The organism is Azospirillum sp. A29 (assembly GCF_042604625.1).
GTDB lineage: Bacteria > Pseudomonadota > Alphaproteobacteria > Azospirillales > Azospirillaceae > Azospirillum > Azospirillum palustre.
Genome location: NZ_CP170466.1, coordinates 2,385,342 through 2,399,143, shown reverse-complemented (window position 1 = coordinate 2,399,143; position 13,802 = coordinate 2,385,342). Strand labels below are relative to the sequence as shown.

The following is a 13,802-nucleotide window of genomic DNA, read 5'->3' as shown; positions in this document are numbered from 1 at the left end:
TACTCATCGGCCGACGCAATGCAAGCGCCTTGTTTCAGTTTTTTTCACCGTCTGGACGATTTTCCGCGCGCCCGGTACAAGGGCTGTCATGGACACCGCATCGACCTCCCTTCCGGACGCCTCCCTTCCCGATGGGGACGCGCCGCTGCCGACCTCGCCGGATCAACTGCTGGCGCGGCTCGACGCGCTGGGCATCCAGGCGACCACGCACAGCCACCCGCCGCTGCACACGGTGGAGGAAAGCAAGTCCCTTCGTGGCGCCCTGCCCGGCGGCCATTGCAAGAACCTGTTCCTGAAGGACAAGAAGGATCAGCATTGGCTGGTGGTGGCGCTGGAGGATGCGAAAATCGACCTGAACCGGCTGGACAAGGCCATCGGGTCGGCGCGGCTGTCCTTCGCCTCGGCGGAGCGGCTCTGGCGCTTCCTCGGCATCCGGCCGGGATCGGTCACACCCTTCTCGCTGGTCAACGACACCGGACACAAGGTGCGCGTGGTCCTGCAGCAGGCGATGATGGAGCATGACCTGCTGAACTATCACCCGCTGCTGAACGACCGCACCACCGCGATCCGGCGGGACGACCTGATGCGCTTCATCCGCGCCTGCGGGCATGAGCCAGCAATCGTCGAGTTCGGCCGCACGCAGGAATGACCGGCCGGCGCCTCTACGCAGAGCCTGTCCACGCAATGCTTGCTTGAGCCGCCCTGCGCGCTCACATATGTCGCCAACGATGAGGATCCGGGCCGGCCGGATCGGCAACTCCATGGCCCACCGGGATGTCCTAATGGGCCAGGCATCACCAACGGGACCGAAACACGCCATGTTCTCCATGCCCCCCGCCAACGGGTCCAAGCCCGCCGCTCCCGCCGCCGGTTCCGCCCCCGGTGCCGCTGAGATCGTCAAGGACAGCACCGACCGCGCCTTCATGGCCGACGTGATCGAAGCCTCGCGCGACGTCCCGGTGATCGTCGATTTCTGGGCGCCCTGGTGCGGCCCCTGCAAGCAGCTGGGCCCGATCATCGAGAAGGTGGTGCGTGCCGCCAAGGGCGCGGTCCGCCTGGTGAAGATCGACACCGACGCCAACCCGATGATCGCCTCGCAGCTGCGCGTGCAGTCGATCCCGGCGGTCTATGCCTTCTTCCAGGGCCGTCCGGTCGACGGCTTCATGGGCGCCCTGCCCGAATCGCAGGTGAAGGCCTTCGTCGACAAGCTGGTGGCGCTGGCCAAGCAGGCCGGTGCCGGCGGCGGTGCCGACGACATGCTGGAGGAGGCCTTCGCCCAGGCCAAGGAGATGCTGGAGGGCGGCGACCTGCAGGGCGCACTCGACCTCTACAGCCAGATCTTGCAGGCCGAGCCGGAGAACGCCCAGGCCTATGCCGGCATCGTCCGCTGCCTGATCGCCGCCGGCGATCTGGAGAACGCCAAGCAGATGCTGGCCCAGGCCCCGGAAGCCATCGCCAAGGACAAGGAGCTGGCCAACGTCCGCGCAGCTCTCGACGTGGCGGAACAGGCCGCCAACGCCGGCCCGATCCCGGAGTTGATGGAGAAGGTCGCCCACGACCCGAACGACCATGCCTCGCGCTTCGACCTCGCCATGGCGCTGTTCGCCGCCGGCAAACGCGAAGCCGCGGTGGACGAGCTGCTGGAGATCTTCAAGCGCGACCGGACCTGGAACGAGGACGGCGCCCGCAAGCAGCTGGTGAAGTTCTTCGAGGCGTTCGGCCAGACCGACCCGCTGACGGTGAAGACCCGCCGCCGCCTGTCGACCATGATGTTCAGCTGACGCTTTTTCCGAAAAAAGTACGGCTGTTCCATCGGCGAAGGGGTTCTATCTGATTGGCATGACCAGAAACCCCTTCGATCCTGAGTTCAGCCAATTGCCGGCGATGATGCCGATCTTCCCGCTGGCCGGCGTCCTGCTGCTACCGCGGGCGCGGCTGCCGCTGAACATCTTCGAGCCGCGCTATCTCGCCATGGTCGACGATGCGCTGGGCAGCGGCCGTATGATCGGCATGATCCAGCCCCTCGACCCCGCCGGGCGGGAGCGTGAGCCGGCCGTCTATTCCTGCGGCTGCGCCGGCCGCATCACCAGCTTCGCCGAGACCGACGACGGCCGCTGCCTCATCACCCTGACCGGGGTCGCCCGGTTCGAGATCGGGCGGGAGGTGGAAGGTGCGCGCGGCTATCGGCGGATCGTTCCCGACTGGCGTCCCTTCCGCGCCGACCTGGAACCCGAATCCTGTGGCGACATCGACCGCAACCGGCTGCTCGGCGCCCTGAAGACCTATTTCCGGGTCCAGGGCCTGTCGGTCGACTGGAAATCCATCGAATCGACGCTGGACGAACGGCTGGTCAACTCGCTGGCGATGATCTGCCCCTTCACGCCTGGTGAAAAACAGGCGCTGCTGGAGGCGCCGACCCTGGCGGAACGTGGGAAGCTCTTGATCGGGCTGGTCGAGATGGCCATTCTCGACAGCCATGACGGGGACGGTCCGCCGCCCAAGCACTGAGTCCTTCCAATCACCGCCTTTCTTCCAATCACCGCCTTTCTTCCAATCACCACGAGACACGACATGGCGACGCCCGAGGACAAGAGCAGCGAAGCGAAAACCAACGCCCGCGTCGATCCGAAGCTGCTGGAGATCCTGGTCTGCCCGCTGACCAAGGGTCCGCTGCGCTACGACGCCGAGCGTGGGGAGTTGGTCAGCGAGCGCGCCGGTCTGGCCTATCCGATTCGCGACGGCATCCCGATCATGCTGATCGACGAGGCCCGCAGCCTGGACAAGGTGGGGGGGGCGCGATGAGTGCAGGCGCCGAGACAGGCGATGGATTCGGCACGGTCCACTGGCCGACCGAGATCCGCCTGAAGAAGGAGGAGAAGCGGCTGGAGGTCGATTTCGACGACGGCCGGACCTTCTCCTACCCGGCGGAGTTCCTGCGCGTCGTCAGCCCGTCCGCCGAGGTGCAGGGCCACAACCCCAGCCAGAAGCAGACGGTGGCCGGTCGCCGCCATGTCGGCATCATGCGGGTGGAGCCGGTCGGCAATTATGCCATCCGCATCGTCTTCGACGACCTGCACGACAGCGGTATCTTCAGCTGGAAATACCTCTACGAGATCGGCACCGAACAGGAAGCGCTGTGGGCCGAATATCTTGTAGAGTTGCAGGCCAAGGGCCTGAGCCGCGACCCGCGGCGGTGATGGACTCCCTCTCCCGACCCCGGCCGGGAGAGGGTGGCTCATTCACTTCTTCCAGATCGGTTTCCCGCTGCCCGGCAGGCCGTACAGGTCCCACTTCCGGCTGACCGCCTCGACGACCTCGTCGGTCATGTGCAGCTTCTCGCCCCATTCACGCTTGGTTTCCGGCGGCCACTTGTTGGTGGCGTCGAGGCCGACCTTGCCGCCGAGCCCCGATTCCGGGCTGGCGAAGTCGAGATAGTCGATTGGCGTGCCTTCGATCACCGTGATGTCGCGGGCCGGATCCATGCGGGTGGAGATCGCCCACATCACGTCCTTCCAGTTCCGCGCGTCGATGTCGTCGTCCACGACGATCACCCACTTCGTGTACATGAACTGGCGCAGGAAGGACCAGACGCCCATCATCACCCGCTTGGCATGGCCGGGATAGGCCTTCTTCATGCTGACCACCGCGATGCGGTAGGAACAGCCTTCCGGCGGCAGCCAGAAATCGACGATCTCCGGAAACTGCTGGATCAGCAGCGGGATGAACACCTCGTTCAGCGCCTCGCCCAGCACCGACGGCTCGTCGGGCGGACGGCCGGTAAAGGTGGAGAGGTAGATCGGCTTGCGCCGCATCGTCATGGCGGTGACGGTGAAGACCGGGAAGGGTTCGACCGAGTTGTAATAACCGGTGTGGTCGCCGTAGGGCCCCTCGTCGGCATAGTCGTCCAGGCTGACATGGCCTTCCAGGACGATCTCCGCCTGGGCCGGCACCTTCAGCGGCACCGTCTTGCACTCCACCAGCTCCACCTTCTTGCCGCGCAGCAGGCCGGCGAACTGGTATTCCGACAGGGTGTCGGGCACCGGCGTCACCGCGGCCAGGATGGTGCCTGGATCAGCTCCCAGCACGACGGCGCAGGGCAGCGGCTCGCGCTTGCCGCTGGCAGCCCAGCGGTGATGGTGCTGGGCGCCGCCGCGGTGCTTCAGCCAGCGCATGATGGTCTTGTTCTTCCCCAGCACCTGCATGCGGTAGATGCCGAGGTTGAAGTCGTCTTCGCGCTTTCCCGTCGGCCCCTTCGTCACCACCAGCGGCCAGGTGATCAGCGGCGCCGGTTCGCCCGGCCAGCAGCTCTGCACCGGCAGGCGGCCGAGGTCGATGTCGTCGCCGGTCAGCACCACCTCCTGGCAGGGAGCCGAGCCGACCGTCTTCGGCTTCATCGACAGCACGGTCTTGGCAAGCGGGATCAGGTCCAGCGCCTCGCGGAAGCCGCCCGGGGGTTCCGGCTGCTTGAGGAAGGCCAGCGTCTCGCCGACGGCGCGCAACTGATGCGGCTCGCGGTCCATGCCCCAGGCGACCCGCTCGACGGTGCCGAACAGGTTGATCAGCACCGGCATCTCGGAACGCGTGCCGTCGGCCTTGATGACGTTCTCGAACAGCACCGCCGGGCCATTCTCGGCCAGCAGACGGGTCTGGATCTCGGTCATTTCCAGCATGGTGGACACCGGCTCCTTCACCACCACCAGCCGCCCCGCCTTCTCCAGCCGGTCGATGAAGTCGCGCAACGAGGTGTAGGGCATCGCAGAATGTCCAGTGTGGTGGTGCGTCCGAAACGGACGATAACCTTCAACTCGGCGGCCGGTCCGTCAAGTGCGGTGGAGGCTGTTACAAAAACAAAAGCCCCGCCCCCACCCACAGCGGACCAGCGATCCGGACAGGGGTGGGAAAGGGGCTTCGTCACATCTCAAAAACCAGGGTACGAGACCCGGTTCGGGATCAGTACATGTGCTGGCCGCCGTTGACCGACAGGGTCGATCCGGTCATGAAGCCATTGTCGTCGTCGACGAGGTACAGCACGGCCTTGGCGATCTCCGACGCGCGGCCGAGACGGCCGACCGGGATGCGGGCGACGATCTTCTCCAGCACGTTGGCCGGCACCGCGCGCACCATGTCGGTGTCGATGTAGCCGGGGGCGATGGCGTTGACGGTGATGCCCTTGGCGGCGCTCTCCTGCGCCAGCGCCTTGGTGAAGCCGTGGATGCCGGACTTCGCCGCGGCGTAGTTGACCTGACCGTACTGGCCGGCCTGGCCGTTGACCGAGCCGATATTGACGATGCGGCCGAAACCACGCTCGCGCATGCCGTCGATGACGTTGCGGCACATGTTGAAGCAGGAGGACAGGTTGGTGTGGATCACCTTCTCCCACTGATCGTAGGTCATGCGGTGCATCACGCCGTCACGGGTGATGCCGGCGTTGTTGATGAGCACGTCGACCGGGCCCAGGTCGGACTCGATCGCGGCGATCCCCTTCTTGCAGGCGTCGAAGTCCGCGACGTCGAACTTGTAGGTCGGGATGCCGGTGCGGGCGGTGAATTCCTCGGCCGCCTGATCGTTGCCGGCATAGTTGGCGGCGACCTTATAGCCGGCATTCTTCAGGGCGACGGCAACCGCCTCGCCGATGCCGCGGGTGCCACCAGTGACGACTGCAACACGAGCCATAGTTCTTCTCCCCAGATTTAGTGATGGTTGGTTGGTTTCTTTGATTTTTTATTGTTGGGTATGGGACTCCCTCCGCAGGTCCGGCGGATGTCCCAGGCCTTCAAGCGAAGCGGGCCGCTTCCATTTGCGAAAGCGGCCCGTCCGGTCCTCAGTCGCGCTGGACGCAGAGGGCGATGCCCATGCCGCCACCGATGCACAGGGTGGCGAGGCCCTTCTTCGCATCACGCTTCTGCATTTCGAACAGCAGCGTGGTCAGCACGCGGGCGCCGGAGGCGCCGACCGGGTGGCCGAGCGCGATGGCCCCGCCATTGACGTTGACCTTGCCGGTATCCCAGCCGAGGTCCTTGTTGACGGCCAGCGCCTGGGCGGCGAAGGCCTCGTTCGCCTCGATCAGGTCGAGGTCGTCGACGGTCCAGCCGGCCTTTTCCAGCGCCTTGCGCGAGGCCGGGATCGGGCCGGTGCCCATGATCGCCGGATCGACGCCGGCGGTCGCCCAGGAGACGATGCGGGCCAGCGGGGTGACGCCGCGCTTGGCCGCGTTCTCCGCCGTCATCAGCACCAGGGCGGCGGCGCCGTCATTGATGCCCGAGGCGTTGCCGGCGGTCACCGTGCCGTCCTTGGAGAAGGCCGGGCGCAGCTTGGCCAGCGATTCCTCCGTGGTGCCGTGCTTCGGGTACTCGTCGTCCGAGACGACGACATCGCCCTTGCGGCCCTTGATGGTGACCGGAACGATCTCGTCCTTGAAACGGCCGGCCTTCTGGGCAGCCTCGGCCTTCTGCTGGCTGGCGGCGGCGAAGGCGTCCTGCTCCTGGCGGGTCAGCTGCCACTTCTGGGCGACGTTCTCCGCGGTGTTGCCCATGTGATAGCCATGGAAGGCATCGGTCAGGCCGTCGCGCAGCATGGTGTCGAGCAGTTCGGCGGAGCCCATCTTGGTGCCGTTGCGCAGATGCATGACGTGCGGGGCCATGCTCATGCTTTCCTGGCCGCCGACGACCAGGATATCGGCGTCGCCGTTCTTGATCGCCTGATAGCCGAGAGCCACGGTGCGCAGACCGGACCCGCAGAGCTGGTTGACGCCGATGGCGGTCGCCTCAACCGGGATGCCGGCGTTGACGGCAGCCTGACGGGCCGGATTCTGACCCTGGCCGGCGGTCAGGATCTGGCCAAAGATCACCTCGTTCACTTCCGCCGCGTCGGTCTTGGCGCGGGCCAGCGCTTCGCGGATCGCGACCTCGCCCAGAACATGGGCGGGAACGGCGCTGAGGGCGCCGTTGAAGCTGCCGATGGGCGTACGGGCGGCACCGGCGATGACAACCTCGGTCATTGAACGCTCCTCGAAATAGGACAGGTTTATTATAGCGCTGGTGGGACGCTCGGAGTGATTCTTACCTTAAGTCGGGCAATATGACCGGTGCAAGCTGGCCGAAGGTCGCGGCGCTAACCTGTCGCAGCAAGCCATTCGGCCAGAGGATTCCACACTCCGGTTTCGGCACCGGCGCTCACCACCATACCGATATGGCCAAGCGGCGGCCGCAGGATTCTCGCACCGGGAATCGCGGCGGGCAGCGCCAGGGCCGAGGCCGGCGGGACGATCCGGTCGCGTTCCGGGATGAGGGCGAGCGTCGGCACGCGGATGGCGCCGGGATCGACCGGCAGCCCGGCGACCATCCAGGCCCCCGCCATCGTGTCGTTGCGCCCATACCAGCCGGCCAGCGCGTCGCACGCCACCCCGGCCACCAGCGGCACCCCGTCGTTCAGCCAATCCTCCAGCGCGACGAAGGCGGTGGCAGCACGGGAGCCGGGCGCCATGCGGGCGAAGCCGGAGAATTTCTTCAGCGCCAGCAGCGGATCGAGTTGGGCGAACAGCGCCTGCAGGGCGTCGGTCGGCAGTTCGCCCCAGCGGTCCAGCACCGGGCCCCAGGGCTGGATGAAGGTCGCCACCCGGCGGGCGGTCGCCGCATCCTCCGCATGGAAGTCCCAGGGCGTCGCCATCAGCCCCAACCCGGCGAGCGAGCGCGGCCGGCGCTGCGCCAGAGCCGCGGCCAGCAGCCCGCCCATGCAGTAGCCGACCACCGGCACCGGCGCGCCGGCACTCTCAACGGCGAAGTCCAGCGCGCGTTCCAGCCGTCCGGCGATGTAGTCGGTCAGGGTGAAGCGCCGCTCCAGCGGCCCCGGCCTGCCCCAATCCAGCAGGAGCGGCCGGAAACCATGCGCCGCCAGCCAGCGCATCAGGCTCCTTTCGCGCGACAGGTCGAGGATATAGGCGCGGTTGACCAGCGACGGCACGAACAGGACCGGCCGGCCGCCTCCTCCCTGGCCGTAATCCAGCAGGCGCGATCCGCCTTCCGTCCAGACCACCGGCGGATCGGGCAGGTCGCGGCGGTAGGGGTGGCTGCGGTAGCGCTCGACCCCGGTCAGGACGGCGTCGATGCGGCGGCGGATCTCCCGGTCAACCTCCCTGGCCAGACGGTCGCCGGGCCCTGGCGCCCTTTCCTGCGCCCGGCTTTCCTGCGTTCGGGTGCCCTGCATCCGGTCCGCCCGCGCCATGTCCTCCCGTAGCGCCGCCGCCCGGCTCCGCAGGGCCGGGTTCCAGGGAAGCGAGCCGCTCCTCAAGTGCGGCAATGCGGCCGAGGAGCTGAGCAAGCTGGCCAGAGCCGCCGTCAGATGGAGCGCCAGCGGGCGCGGCCCCTGCCGTTTCACCGGTCCCGCTGCCGGATTGGGCGGAGCCTCGCCCGTCTGCCTGTCGTCCGCCAGACGCTCGCTCATCGGAAGGCTGTCCGTGTTGGGGGGAGCTGCTGTTCGGGAATGGCCAGGGGTGGGGGTCCCAGCCGGTCCCGGGCATGGAACCGCCACCGAACGCGCCGAACCCCGCCTGACCGGACCCGAACGCTCCCGCCCCCTGCCCCATCATCTGGAACATGCGGGTCATCATGTCGGCCATTTCCGGATCGGCGGCGCAGGCCGTCCATTGGTCCTGCCACAGGTCCAGGTAGCGGCGCGCCAGCGTTTCGTAGGAAGGCGGGTCAGCGGCGGACGGATCGGAGGGGCGGTCTGGATTCGACGGGTCGGCCATGGCCGGAGTATAGGGGCCGCCGGGCCGGCTTGACCAGCCCGGCATGGCCTCTTACCTGACCTTTCGGGTATCGACGGGAGGCAGCCGCTTGCGCACCGATCCCCCATCCGCACTGCCGGGCCGAGCGCAACCGCGGCGCTATGCCGCGGCGCAACGCTGGACAAATTGCTATCCCTTCGAGTAGTCCTAATGACGGAACAATTTCCGCCGCCAGTCACGTGTGTTCCGGAACTCCATGACCTGGAACGTGACCTGGAACGCGTCCCTTCTTGAAAGACTCAGCGATGGCCGACAAGGAAGACCAGAAGTCCGCTCCGATCACGATCAAGAAGTACGCCAACCGGCGGCTCTACAATACCGCCACCAGCAGCTACGTCACGCTCGACCATCTCTGCCAGATGGTGAAGGACGGGCTGGACTTCGTGGTCTATGACGCGAAGACCGGGGAGGACATCACCCGGTCCGTCCTGACGCAGATCATCGTGGAAGAGGAAAGCAAGGGGCAGAACCTGCTGCCCATCAGCTTCCTGCGCCAGCTGATCGGCTTCTACGGCGACAACATGCAGTCCGTGGTGCCGCGCTATCTGGAATATTCGATGCAGGCCTTCTCGCGCAATCAGGAGCAGATGCGCGACTATTTCCAGAACACGCTGGGCGGCATGTTCCCGTTCGGCCGGCTGGACGAGGTCAGCAAGCAGAACATGGCGATGTTCGAACGCGCCATGCGCATGTTTACTCCCTTCGGCACCCCCGGCGCCGGGGACGAGGTGCCCGGCGCGCAGCGCCCGGCCGGCCAGCCCGGCCAGGGGGGCAACGCCGCGCCCGCCGCCAATCCGGGCGGCGCCACCTTCGATGAATTGCAGAAGCAGATCGACGAATTGCAGAAGCAGATCGCCAGCATCGCCATTCCCGGCAGCAAGTCGGACACGAAGTGACGGGCCGCCGGATCCGTCCGGCAGAACAGGTCCCGGTGGACGGGACGCGAGGAAGGCGGGGTCATACCCCGCCTTTTTCATTGCGCATGCGGGACCGGGCGCGCAGGCTTGCCCCCGTGCATAGGGGGCACCTTCTCGTCCGCGGCGCCGGTCCGGCTGATTTTTCGGCCGGTTGAATTTTTGGATCGACCGGCCCGTCCAACCGCCAGGAGGGAACCGACCATGACCACCGAACTGACCGTTTCGATCACCATGGCAAGCGACGATCCGCGTGAGGTCACGCGGTTCGAAAACCTGCTGCGCGACTGGCTCAGCCATCAGCCCGGCGTGGCCGGCATGGCCATCGCCGACCGCGGCAACGATGCGGCGGCCGAAAGCATCTGGCGCGCCGCCCGCAAGGCGACCTTCGGCCCGGCACTGAAGAACCCGTTCGCGCCCTGACGGGTTGTCAGGACGGTCGTCGGGAAATCAGCCCCTGAACAGGTGCGGGACCATTGCCGCGTCCGGCCCGACACCGGCCCCGAGCCGCGGGTCGGTGGATTCCCGCACCGCCATGCCCAGGCACTTGTCGCCGACGATCCAGGCGTGCAGGACGGCGCGGGTGTCCTCCTCCCTGAAGCAGGACGGGGTTTCCAGCCAGACAGCACCATGGGCCGCGACATCCTCGCCGATGTCCGGCCCGTCGTCGGCGATCACCTCCCCATGCTGCAGCATGCGGGTCGGCGCACCGTCCAGCCCATGCAGTGCGCGCGTGGTCACCCTATCGGCCCCGGCCACGCCGCTGGGGTCCAGCGCCGCACGGCACAGGTTCGGGTGGCGCGGATACAGGTGGGACAGCACCGCCAGCAGGCCGTGGTTCGACCACAGCCAGCACCACAGCGGCGACAGCACGCTCATCCCGCTGCTGCGCAGGCGCTGGAGGAAGCCGTCGTCGGCCAGCCCGTCCCACGGATAGAGCTTCGCCAGCCAGGAGATCGGCTGCCCCTCGTCGTCGAGGAAGCGGCGGCCGTCCCAGGCGATGGAATGGAGCGGCAGCAGGCGGGTGTCGATGCCGGCCTCCGCCGCGGTGGCGGCGAGATAGACCAGTTCGCCCTCGCGCACCGGGTCGGGGGTGGCGCAGGTCGCATGCATGCGGCCGCGGCCGGGCACGCCCGTCGCCAGTTCCTCCCAGCGCTCCACCAGCGCCTCGTGCAGGCCGTTGAACTGGTTGGCGTCCGGCGCCATCGCCTCGCGCCAGTTGCGCTGGATCATCGAGGCGGCGAACAGCCCTTCGGTGGTGTCGTAGTTGCACCCGAGCAGCTTGACGCTGTCGCGCCCATCATAGGCCAGCGTCAACCGGCCGGCCAGCCCGCCCGCCCGTTCGTTGCGCCGTCCGCCGGCCCAGTAATCGACCCAGGACGCCTCCAGCATGCGTGCCAGATCGCCACGGATGCCGAGCGAGGCGAACAGCTTGTGCTCCATCACATGGCGCACGGCGACGGCGATCATGCTGTGCAGCTCGTCCGCCACGCTTTCGATCAGGTCGATCTGCGAGGCGCTGAACTCATAGACGGTGTCTTCCCGCCAGCCGGCCCCGGCCGACATGGCGCGCACACCATAGGGATATTTGCGGAGACCCGGGCGCCAGTCGGCCCGCGGCTTCATCGTCGTCCTGCGCATGCCAGTTCCGATCCCCGACCGTCAGTGCCGGCAGGCCGGGCGGCGGGCGCCCGAGGCCCGGCGTATGAAAGGCCACAGGGAAAAGGTGACGGGCGGCATGCTGGTCAACTGTCCACTGGTCAACGGTCAACTCCGGGGGAGGCCAATCCGACGCAGACGCGGATGCTCGCGACGCAATCGCTGCGACGCAAGCGCAGCCTTGCGTATGTAGCCTGCCGCGCCGCAGCGCGCCAGCACGCATCCGCAATAGCCCTCCCCCGACCGCGCGCACCGGGGCCGCATGGGAAAGGGTCAGCCACGGACCCTATCCCAGGCCGCCTGCCGCGCAACTCCAACCGTTGCGGCGAAAGGCAGCAGCGGCCCGCACCGGCGGGGACCAGTCGCCGGCACGGGACCGCGGCCTGTCGGCCGGCGCGCGTCAGATCAGCGGCGCCGACGGATGCCGTGCCAGCGAGCGCATCGCCCAAAGGGCCAGACGACCGCGGCGCGGCTTCATCGCAGCAACCGCCCGATGCAGCGGCGGCAATTGCGGAACCGCCGACAGCCCGGGGACCAGCACCGGATCGTCGTCGCGCGAGCCGCCCATGCGCTGGAGCCGGCGGGCCGACAACACGATGCGCAACACCTCTTCCTCGGACACCGTCCGGCGGGCCGGGGCGGATGCGAGGCTTGCGGCCTCGCTCAAGGCCGCCCGTTCGGCCAACAGCCCGGTCAGGCCCTTGGCAGCCGCCGTCAATGCAGCTTCATCGTAAAGGGCGAGGACAAGCGTCCTCAACCCGTGTTCCATCCGTGTGGACATGGCGGGCGCTCCGGAAAAATCGGAATGGCGTGCGATGTGGGTGCGTGTTTTTGTCGAAGCGTGCAGAAGAGAGTTTGCGGTTCGACAGGCGCGATTATCCGTGCGCGGCACCCGTTCGGCCATGCGCCCCAAGGTGGTAACACCCTGTCTGCGCCTTCCTGATGCGGAAAGGCCACAGTGGCTGTACCGATAAAGATCCCGGCGAGTTCAGCGGGGATCGAGATGAATTCGAAAGATCGGGGAATGGCCGGGAATTTTCCGCCCCGGCAGGCGTCAGAGAATGGTGGAGCCAAGGAGGATCGAACTCCTGACCTCTACAATGCCATTGTAGCGCTCTCCCAGCTGAGCTATGGCCCCACTATACTTCTCTTACTCTTCACCAACACTGAAAGTGTTGGTGCGCTTGGAGGGACTCGAACCCCCACGGCCTTTCAGCCACTAGGACCTGAACCTAGCGCGTCTACCAATTCCGCCACAAGCGCGTCCGCGTTTCTTGGGGTCACGCGGGGCGCTCTATGTACCCAGAGCTGCCGCAGCGCTCAAGTGAAAAAATGCAATCGCGTAAAAGTTTTTTCGGGAGGCCCGGCAGAGGGGCACGGGCTCCCTACTCCGCCGGCCCTACTCCGCCGGCTTGATCGCGTAGAAGCGGTAGACCCGCACGCCGGCCTCGATGGCGGCGACGCGGCGGGCCCACAGCTCGACCTCCTCCATCACCGCCAGCTTGGTCGGGGTGTCGAGCTGGAATTTCTCCAGATGCTCGACCAACCCCTGGATGGCGGACAGGATCAGGCCGCGGTGGGTGTCGGTGATGTCTTCTGCGATGCGCAGGTCGAGGTTGCGCTGGGCGAACGCATTGGCCATGCGGTCCTTGGGCCAGAGGTTCGGGGTCAGCGGCTCCTTGTCGCACCAGCTCTGCACCGCCTTGGCCCCCATCACATCCGCCTCGGCGATGTAATCGGTGATCAGCAGATGGCCGCGCGGCTTCAGCGCCAGTTCCATCCCGTCGAACATCTGCTCCTTGTCACGGACGAAGAACAGGCCTTCCTTGTAGACGATGGCGTCGACGCGCTTGGGATAGCCGAAATGCTCGGGGTTGAAGGTCTCGACCGGCGCCTTCTTCTCCAGGCCAAGCTTGAAGGAGCGGACCATGCCCTCCTTCGCCAGCAGTTCCGACGCTTCCAGCCCGGTGACCCAGCAGCCGTATTTGCCGGCCATGGTGCGGCTGGTGCCGCCCAGCCCGGCCGCGAGGTCCAGCACGCTCATCGCCGGGTTCAGGCCCAGCGGCTTGACCAGATAGGGGATGTGGTCGGCGCCGCCGGGGGTGTTGAAGCCCTCGCCCCACATCTTTTCGGCCACCTCGATGCGGGTGGCTGTCCACAGCGGCTTGCCCCAGCGGTTCATGCCCGGACCGGGAGCGGCAGGCTGCGGCTGTTCCGGTTCGGGCGCCGGCTCATCGCCTTTCTTCGCCTTCATGCCGGACAGGTCATAGCCTTCCCACCACGCATAAAGGCGCGTCTTCAGGCTCGGTCCGTGTCCGGACGCTCCGTCCTTGTCCGTCATTTCCCCATGTCCGTCATCGCCGTGGCACCCCATCCGCCGAACGACTCCCGGCACCGCCGACCATCCCCGACCGGCAGCACCCGGCGCAGCATCCTTGCGGTTG

General features: G+C 67.0%; 14 protein-coding genes and 2 tRNA genes. 7 read left to right on the top strand and 9 right to left on the bottom strand.

Annotated features, from left to right (window positions below; translation table 11 throughout):
• Positions 1–88 precede the first annotated feature (88 nt).
• From ABNQ38_RS26385 to ABNQ38_RS26365, 5 genes are all read left to right on the top strand, one after another.
• Complete coding sequence (locus ABNQ38_RS26385; RefSeq protein ID WP_377808803.1) at positions 89–649, top strand: prolyl-tRNA synthetase associated domain-containing protein; 561 nt, start codon at positions 89–91, stop codon at positions 647–649.
• Positions 650–818: 169 nt separating this feature from the next.
• A complete protein-coding gene (locus ABNQ38_RS26380) occupies positions 819–1,781 on the top strand; it encodes a tetratricopeptide repeat protein (RefSeq protein ID WP_377808802.1) in 963 nt (320 codons plus the stop codon).
• 58 nt (positions 1,782–1,839) lie between these two features.
• A complete protein-coding gene (locus ABNQ38_RS26375) occupies positions 1,840–2,508 on the top strand; it encodes an LON peptidase substrate-binding domain-containing protein (protein ID WP_377808801.1) in 669 nt (222 codons plus the stop codon).
• Between the two features lie 63 nt (positions 2,509–2,571).
• Positions 2,572–2,802 carry a Trm112 family protein gene (locus tag ABNQ38_RS26370; RefSeq protein WP_377808800.1) on the top strand — a complete coding sequence of 77 codons (231 nt, stop codon included), beginning with the start codon at positions 2,572–2,574 and terminating at the stop codon, positions 2,800–2,802.
• Positions 2,799–3,197 (top strand): gamma-butyrobetaine hydroxylase-like domain-containing protein, encoded by a 399-nt coding sequence (locus tag ABNQ38_RS26365; protein ID WP_377808799.1) that lies wholly within the window; start codon positions 2,799–2,801, stop codon positions 3,195–3,197. Before ABNQ38_RS26370 ends, ABNQ38_RS26365 begins: the two co-directional genes overlap by 4 nt.
• Before the next feature lie 42 nt (positions 3,198–3,239).
• On the opposite strand, the gene ABNQ38_RS26360 is transcribed toward ABNQ38_RS26365, so the two are convergent.
• From ABNQ38_RS26360 to ABNQ38_RS26345, 4 genes are all read right to left on the bottom strand, one after another.
• Positions 3,240–4,754 carry a UbiD family decarboxylase gene (locus ABNQ38_RS26360; protein ID WP_377808797.1) on the bottom strand — a complete coding sequence of 505 codons (1,515 nt, stop codon included), beginning with the start codon at positions 4,752–4,754 and terminating at the stop codon, positions 3,240–3,242.
• Positions 4,755–4,950: 196 nt separating this feature from the next.
• On the bottom strand, positions 4,951–5,673 hold the full coding sequence (gene phbB / locus ABNQ38_RS26355) for an acetoacetyl-CoA reductase (protein ID WP_063635164.1): 723 nt from the start codon (positions 5,671–5,673) through the stop codon (positions 4,951–4,953).
• Positions 5,674–5,821: 148 nt separating this feature from the next.
• Positions 5,822–6,997: an acetyl-CoA C-acetyltransferase gene (locus ABNQ38_RS26350; RefSeq protein ID WP_376956998.1), complete on the bottom strand. Its 1,176-nt coding sequence runs from the start codon at positions 6,995–6,997 to the stop codon at positions 5,822–5,824.
• A gap of 113 nt (positions 6,998–7,110) precedes the next feature.
• Positions 7,111–8,439 carry an alpha/beta fold hydrolase gene (locus tag ABNQ38_RS26345; RefSeq protein ID WP_377808796.1) on the bottom strand — a complete coding sequence of 443 codons (1,329 nt, stop codon included), beginning with the start codon at positions 8,437–8,439 and terminating at the stop codon, positions 7,111–7,113.
• Between the two features lie 591 nt (positions 8,440–9,030).
• Between ABNQ38_RS26345 and phaR the strand changes: the two genes are divergently transcribed.
• Both phaR and ABNQ38_RS26335 read left to right on the top strand, forming a co-directional pair.
• Complete coding sequence (phaR, locus tag ABNQ38_RS26340; protein ID WP_377808795.1) at positions 9,031–9,681, top strand: polyhydroxyalkanoate synthesis repressor PhaR; 651 nt, start codon at positions 9,031–9,033, stop codon at positions 9,679–9,681.
• 222 nt (positions 9,682–9,903) lie between these two features.
• Entirely contained in the window at positions 9,904–10,122 is a 219-nt protein-coding gene (locus ABNQ38_RS26335) for a hypothetical protein (RefSeq protein WP_109865343.1), read from the top strand.
• Positions 10,123–10,149: 27 nt separating this feature from the next.
• On the opposite strand, the gene ABNQ38_RS26330 is transcribed toward ABNQ38_RS26335, so the two are convergent.
• The 5 genes from ABNQ38_RS26330 to ABNQ38_RS26310 all read right to left on the bottom strand — a co-directional run bounded on the left by ABNQ38_RS26330 (position 10,150) and on the right by ABNQ38_RS26310 (position 13,699).
• Positions 10,150–11,340 carry a glutathionylspermidine synthase family protein gene (locus ABNQ38_RS26330; protein ID WP_377808794.1) on the bottom strand — a complete coding sequence of 397 codons (1,191 nt, stop codon included), beginning with the start codon at positions 11,338–11,340 and terminating at the stop codon, positions 10,150–10,152.
• A gap of 418 nt (positions 11,341–11,758) precedes the next feature.
• Positions 11,759–12,139 carry a hypothetical protein gene (locus ABNQ38_RS26325; protein WP_377808793.1) on the bottom strand — a complete coding sequence of 127 codons (381 nt, stop codon included), beginning with the start codon at positions 12,137–12,139 and terminating at the stop codon, positions 11,759–11,761.
• Positions 12,140–12,420: 281 nt separating this feature from the next.
• Positions 12,421–12,496: transfer RNA gene (locus ABNQ38_RS26320), tRNA-Ala, on the bottom strand.
• Positions 12,497–12,534: 38 nt separating this feature from the next.
• A tRNA-Leu gene (locus ABNQ38_RS26315) sits at positions 12,535–12,621 on the bottom strand.
• A 136-nt stretch (positions 12,622–12,757) separates the two neighbouring features.
• A complete protein-coding gene (locus tag ABNQ38_RS26310; RefSeq protein ID WP_109048983.1) occupies positions 12,758–13,699 on the bottom strand; it encodes a methyltransferase domain-containing protein in 942 nt (313 codons plus the stop codon).
• Between the last annotated feature and the right edge of the window lie 103 nt (positions 13,700–13,802).

Bases quoted from the DNA above. Each gene is read 5' to 3' on its own strand.
- ABNQ38_RS26365 (WP_377808799.1), top strand. From the start codon at position 2,799: ATGAGTGCAGGCGCCGAGACAGGCGATGGATTCGGCACGGTCCACTGG.
- phaR (WP_377808795.1), top strand. From the start codon at position 9,031: ATGGCCGACAAGGAAGACCAGAAGTCCGCTCCGATCACGATCAAGAAG.
- ABNQ38_RS26325 (WP_377808793.1), bottom strand. From the start codon at position 12,139: ATGTCCACACGGATGGAACACGGGTTGAGGACGCTTGTCCTCGCCCTT.
- ABNQ38_RS26360 (WP_377808797.1), bottom strand. From the start codon at position 4,754: ATGCCCTACACCTCGTTGCGCGACTTCATCGACCGGCTGGAGAAGGCG.
- ABNQ38_RS26385 (WP_377808803.1), top strand. From the start codon at position 89: ATGGACACCGCATCGACCTCCCTTCCGGACGCCTCCCTTCCCGATGGG.
- ABNQ38_RS26310 (WP_109048983.1), bottom strand. From the start codon at position 13,699: ATGACGGACAAGGACGGAGCGTCCGGACACGGACCGAGCCTGAAGACG.
- ABNQ38_RS26345 (WP_377808796.1), bottom strand. From the start codon at position 8,439: ATGAGCGAGCGTCTGGCGGACGACAGGCAGACGGGCGAGGCTCCGCCC.
- ABNQ38_RS26335 (WP_109865343.1), top strand. From the start codon at position 9,904: ATGACCACCGAACTGACCGTTTCGATCACCATGGCAAGCGACGATCCG.
- ABNQ38_RS26370 (WP_377808800.1), top strand. From the start codon at position 2,572: ATGGCGACGCCCGAGGACAAGAGCAGCGAAGCGAAAACCAACGCCCGC.
- ABNQ38_RS26350 (WP_376956998.1), bottom strand. From the start codon at position 6,997: ATGACCGAGGTTGTCATCGCCGGTGCCGCCCGTACGCCCATCGGCAGC.
- ABNQ38_RS26380 (WP_377808802.1), top strand. From the start codon at position 819: ATGTTCTCCATGCCCCCCGCCAACGGGTCCAAGCCCGCCGCTCCCGCC.
- ABNQ38_RS26375 (WP_377808801.1), top strand. From the start codon at position 1,840: ATGACCAGAAACCCCTTCGATCCTGAGTTCAGCCAATTGCCGGCGATG.
- phbB (WP_063635164.1), bottom strand. From the start codon at position 5,673: ATGGCTCGTGTTGCAGTCGTCACTGGTGGCACCCGCGGCATCGGCGAG.
- ABNQ38_RS26330 (WP_377808794.1), bottom strand. From the start codon at position 11,340: ATGCGCAGGACGACGATGAAGCCGCGGGCCGACTGGCGCCCGGGTCTC.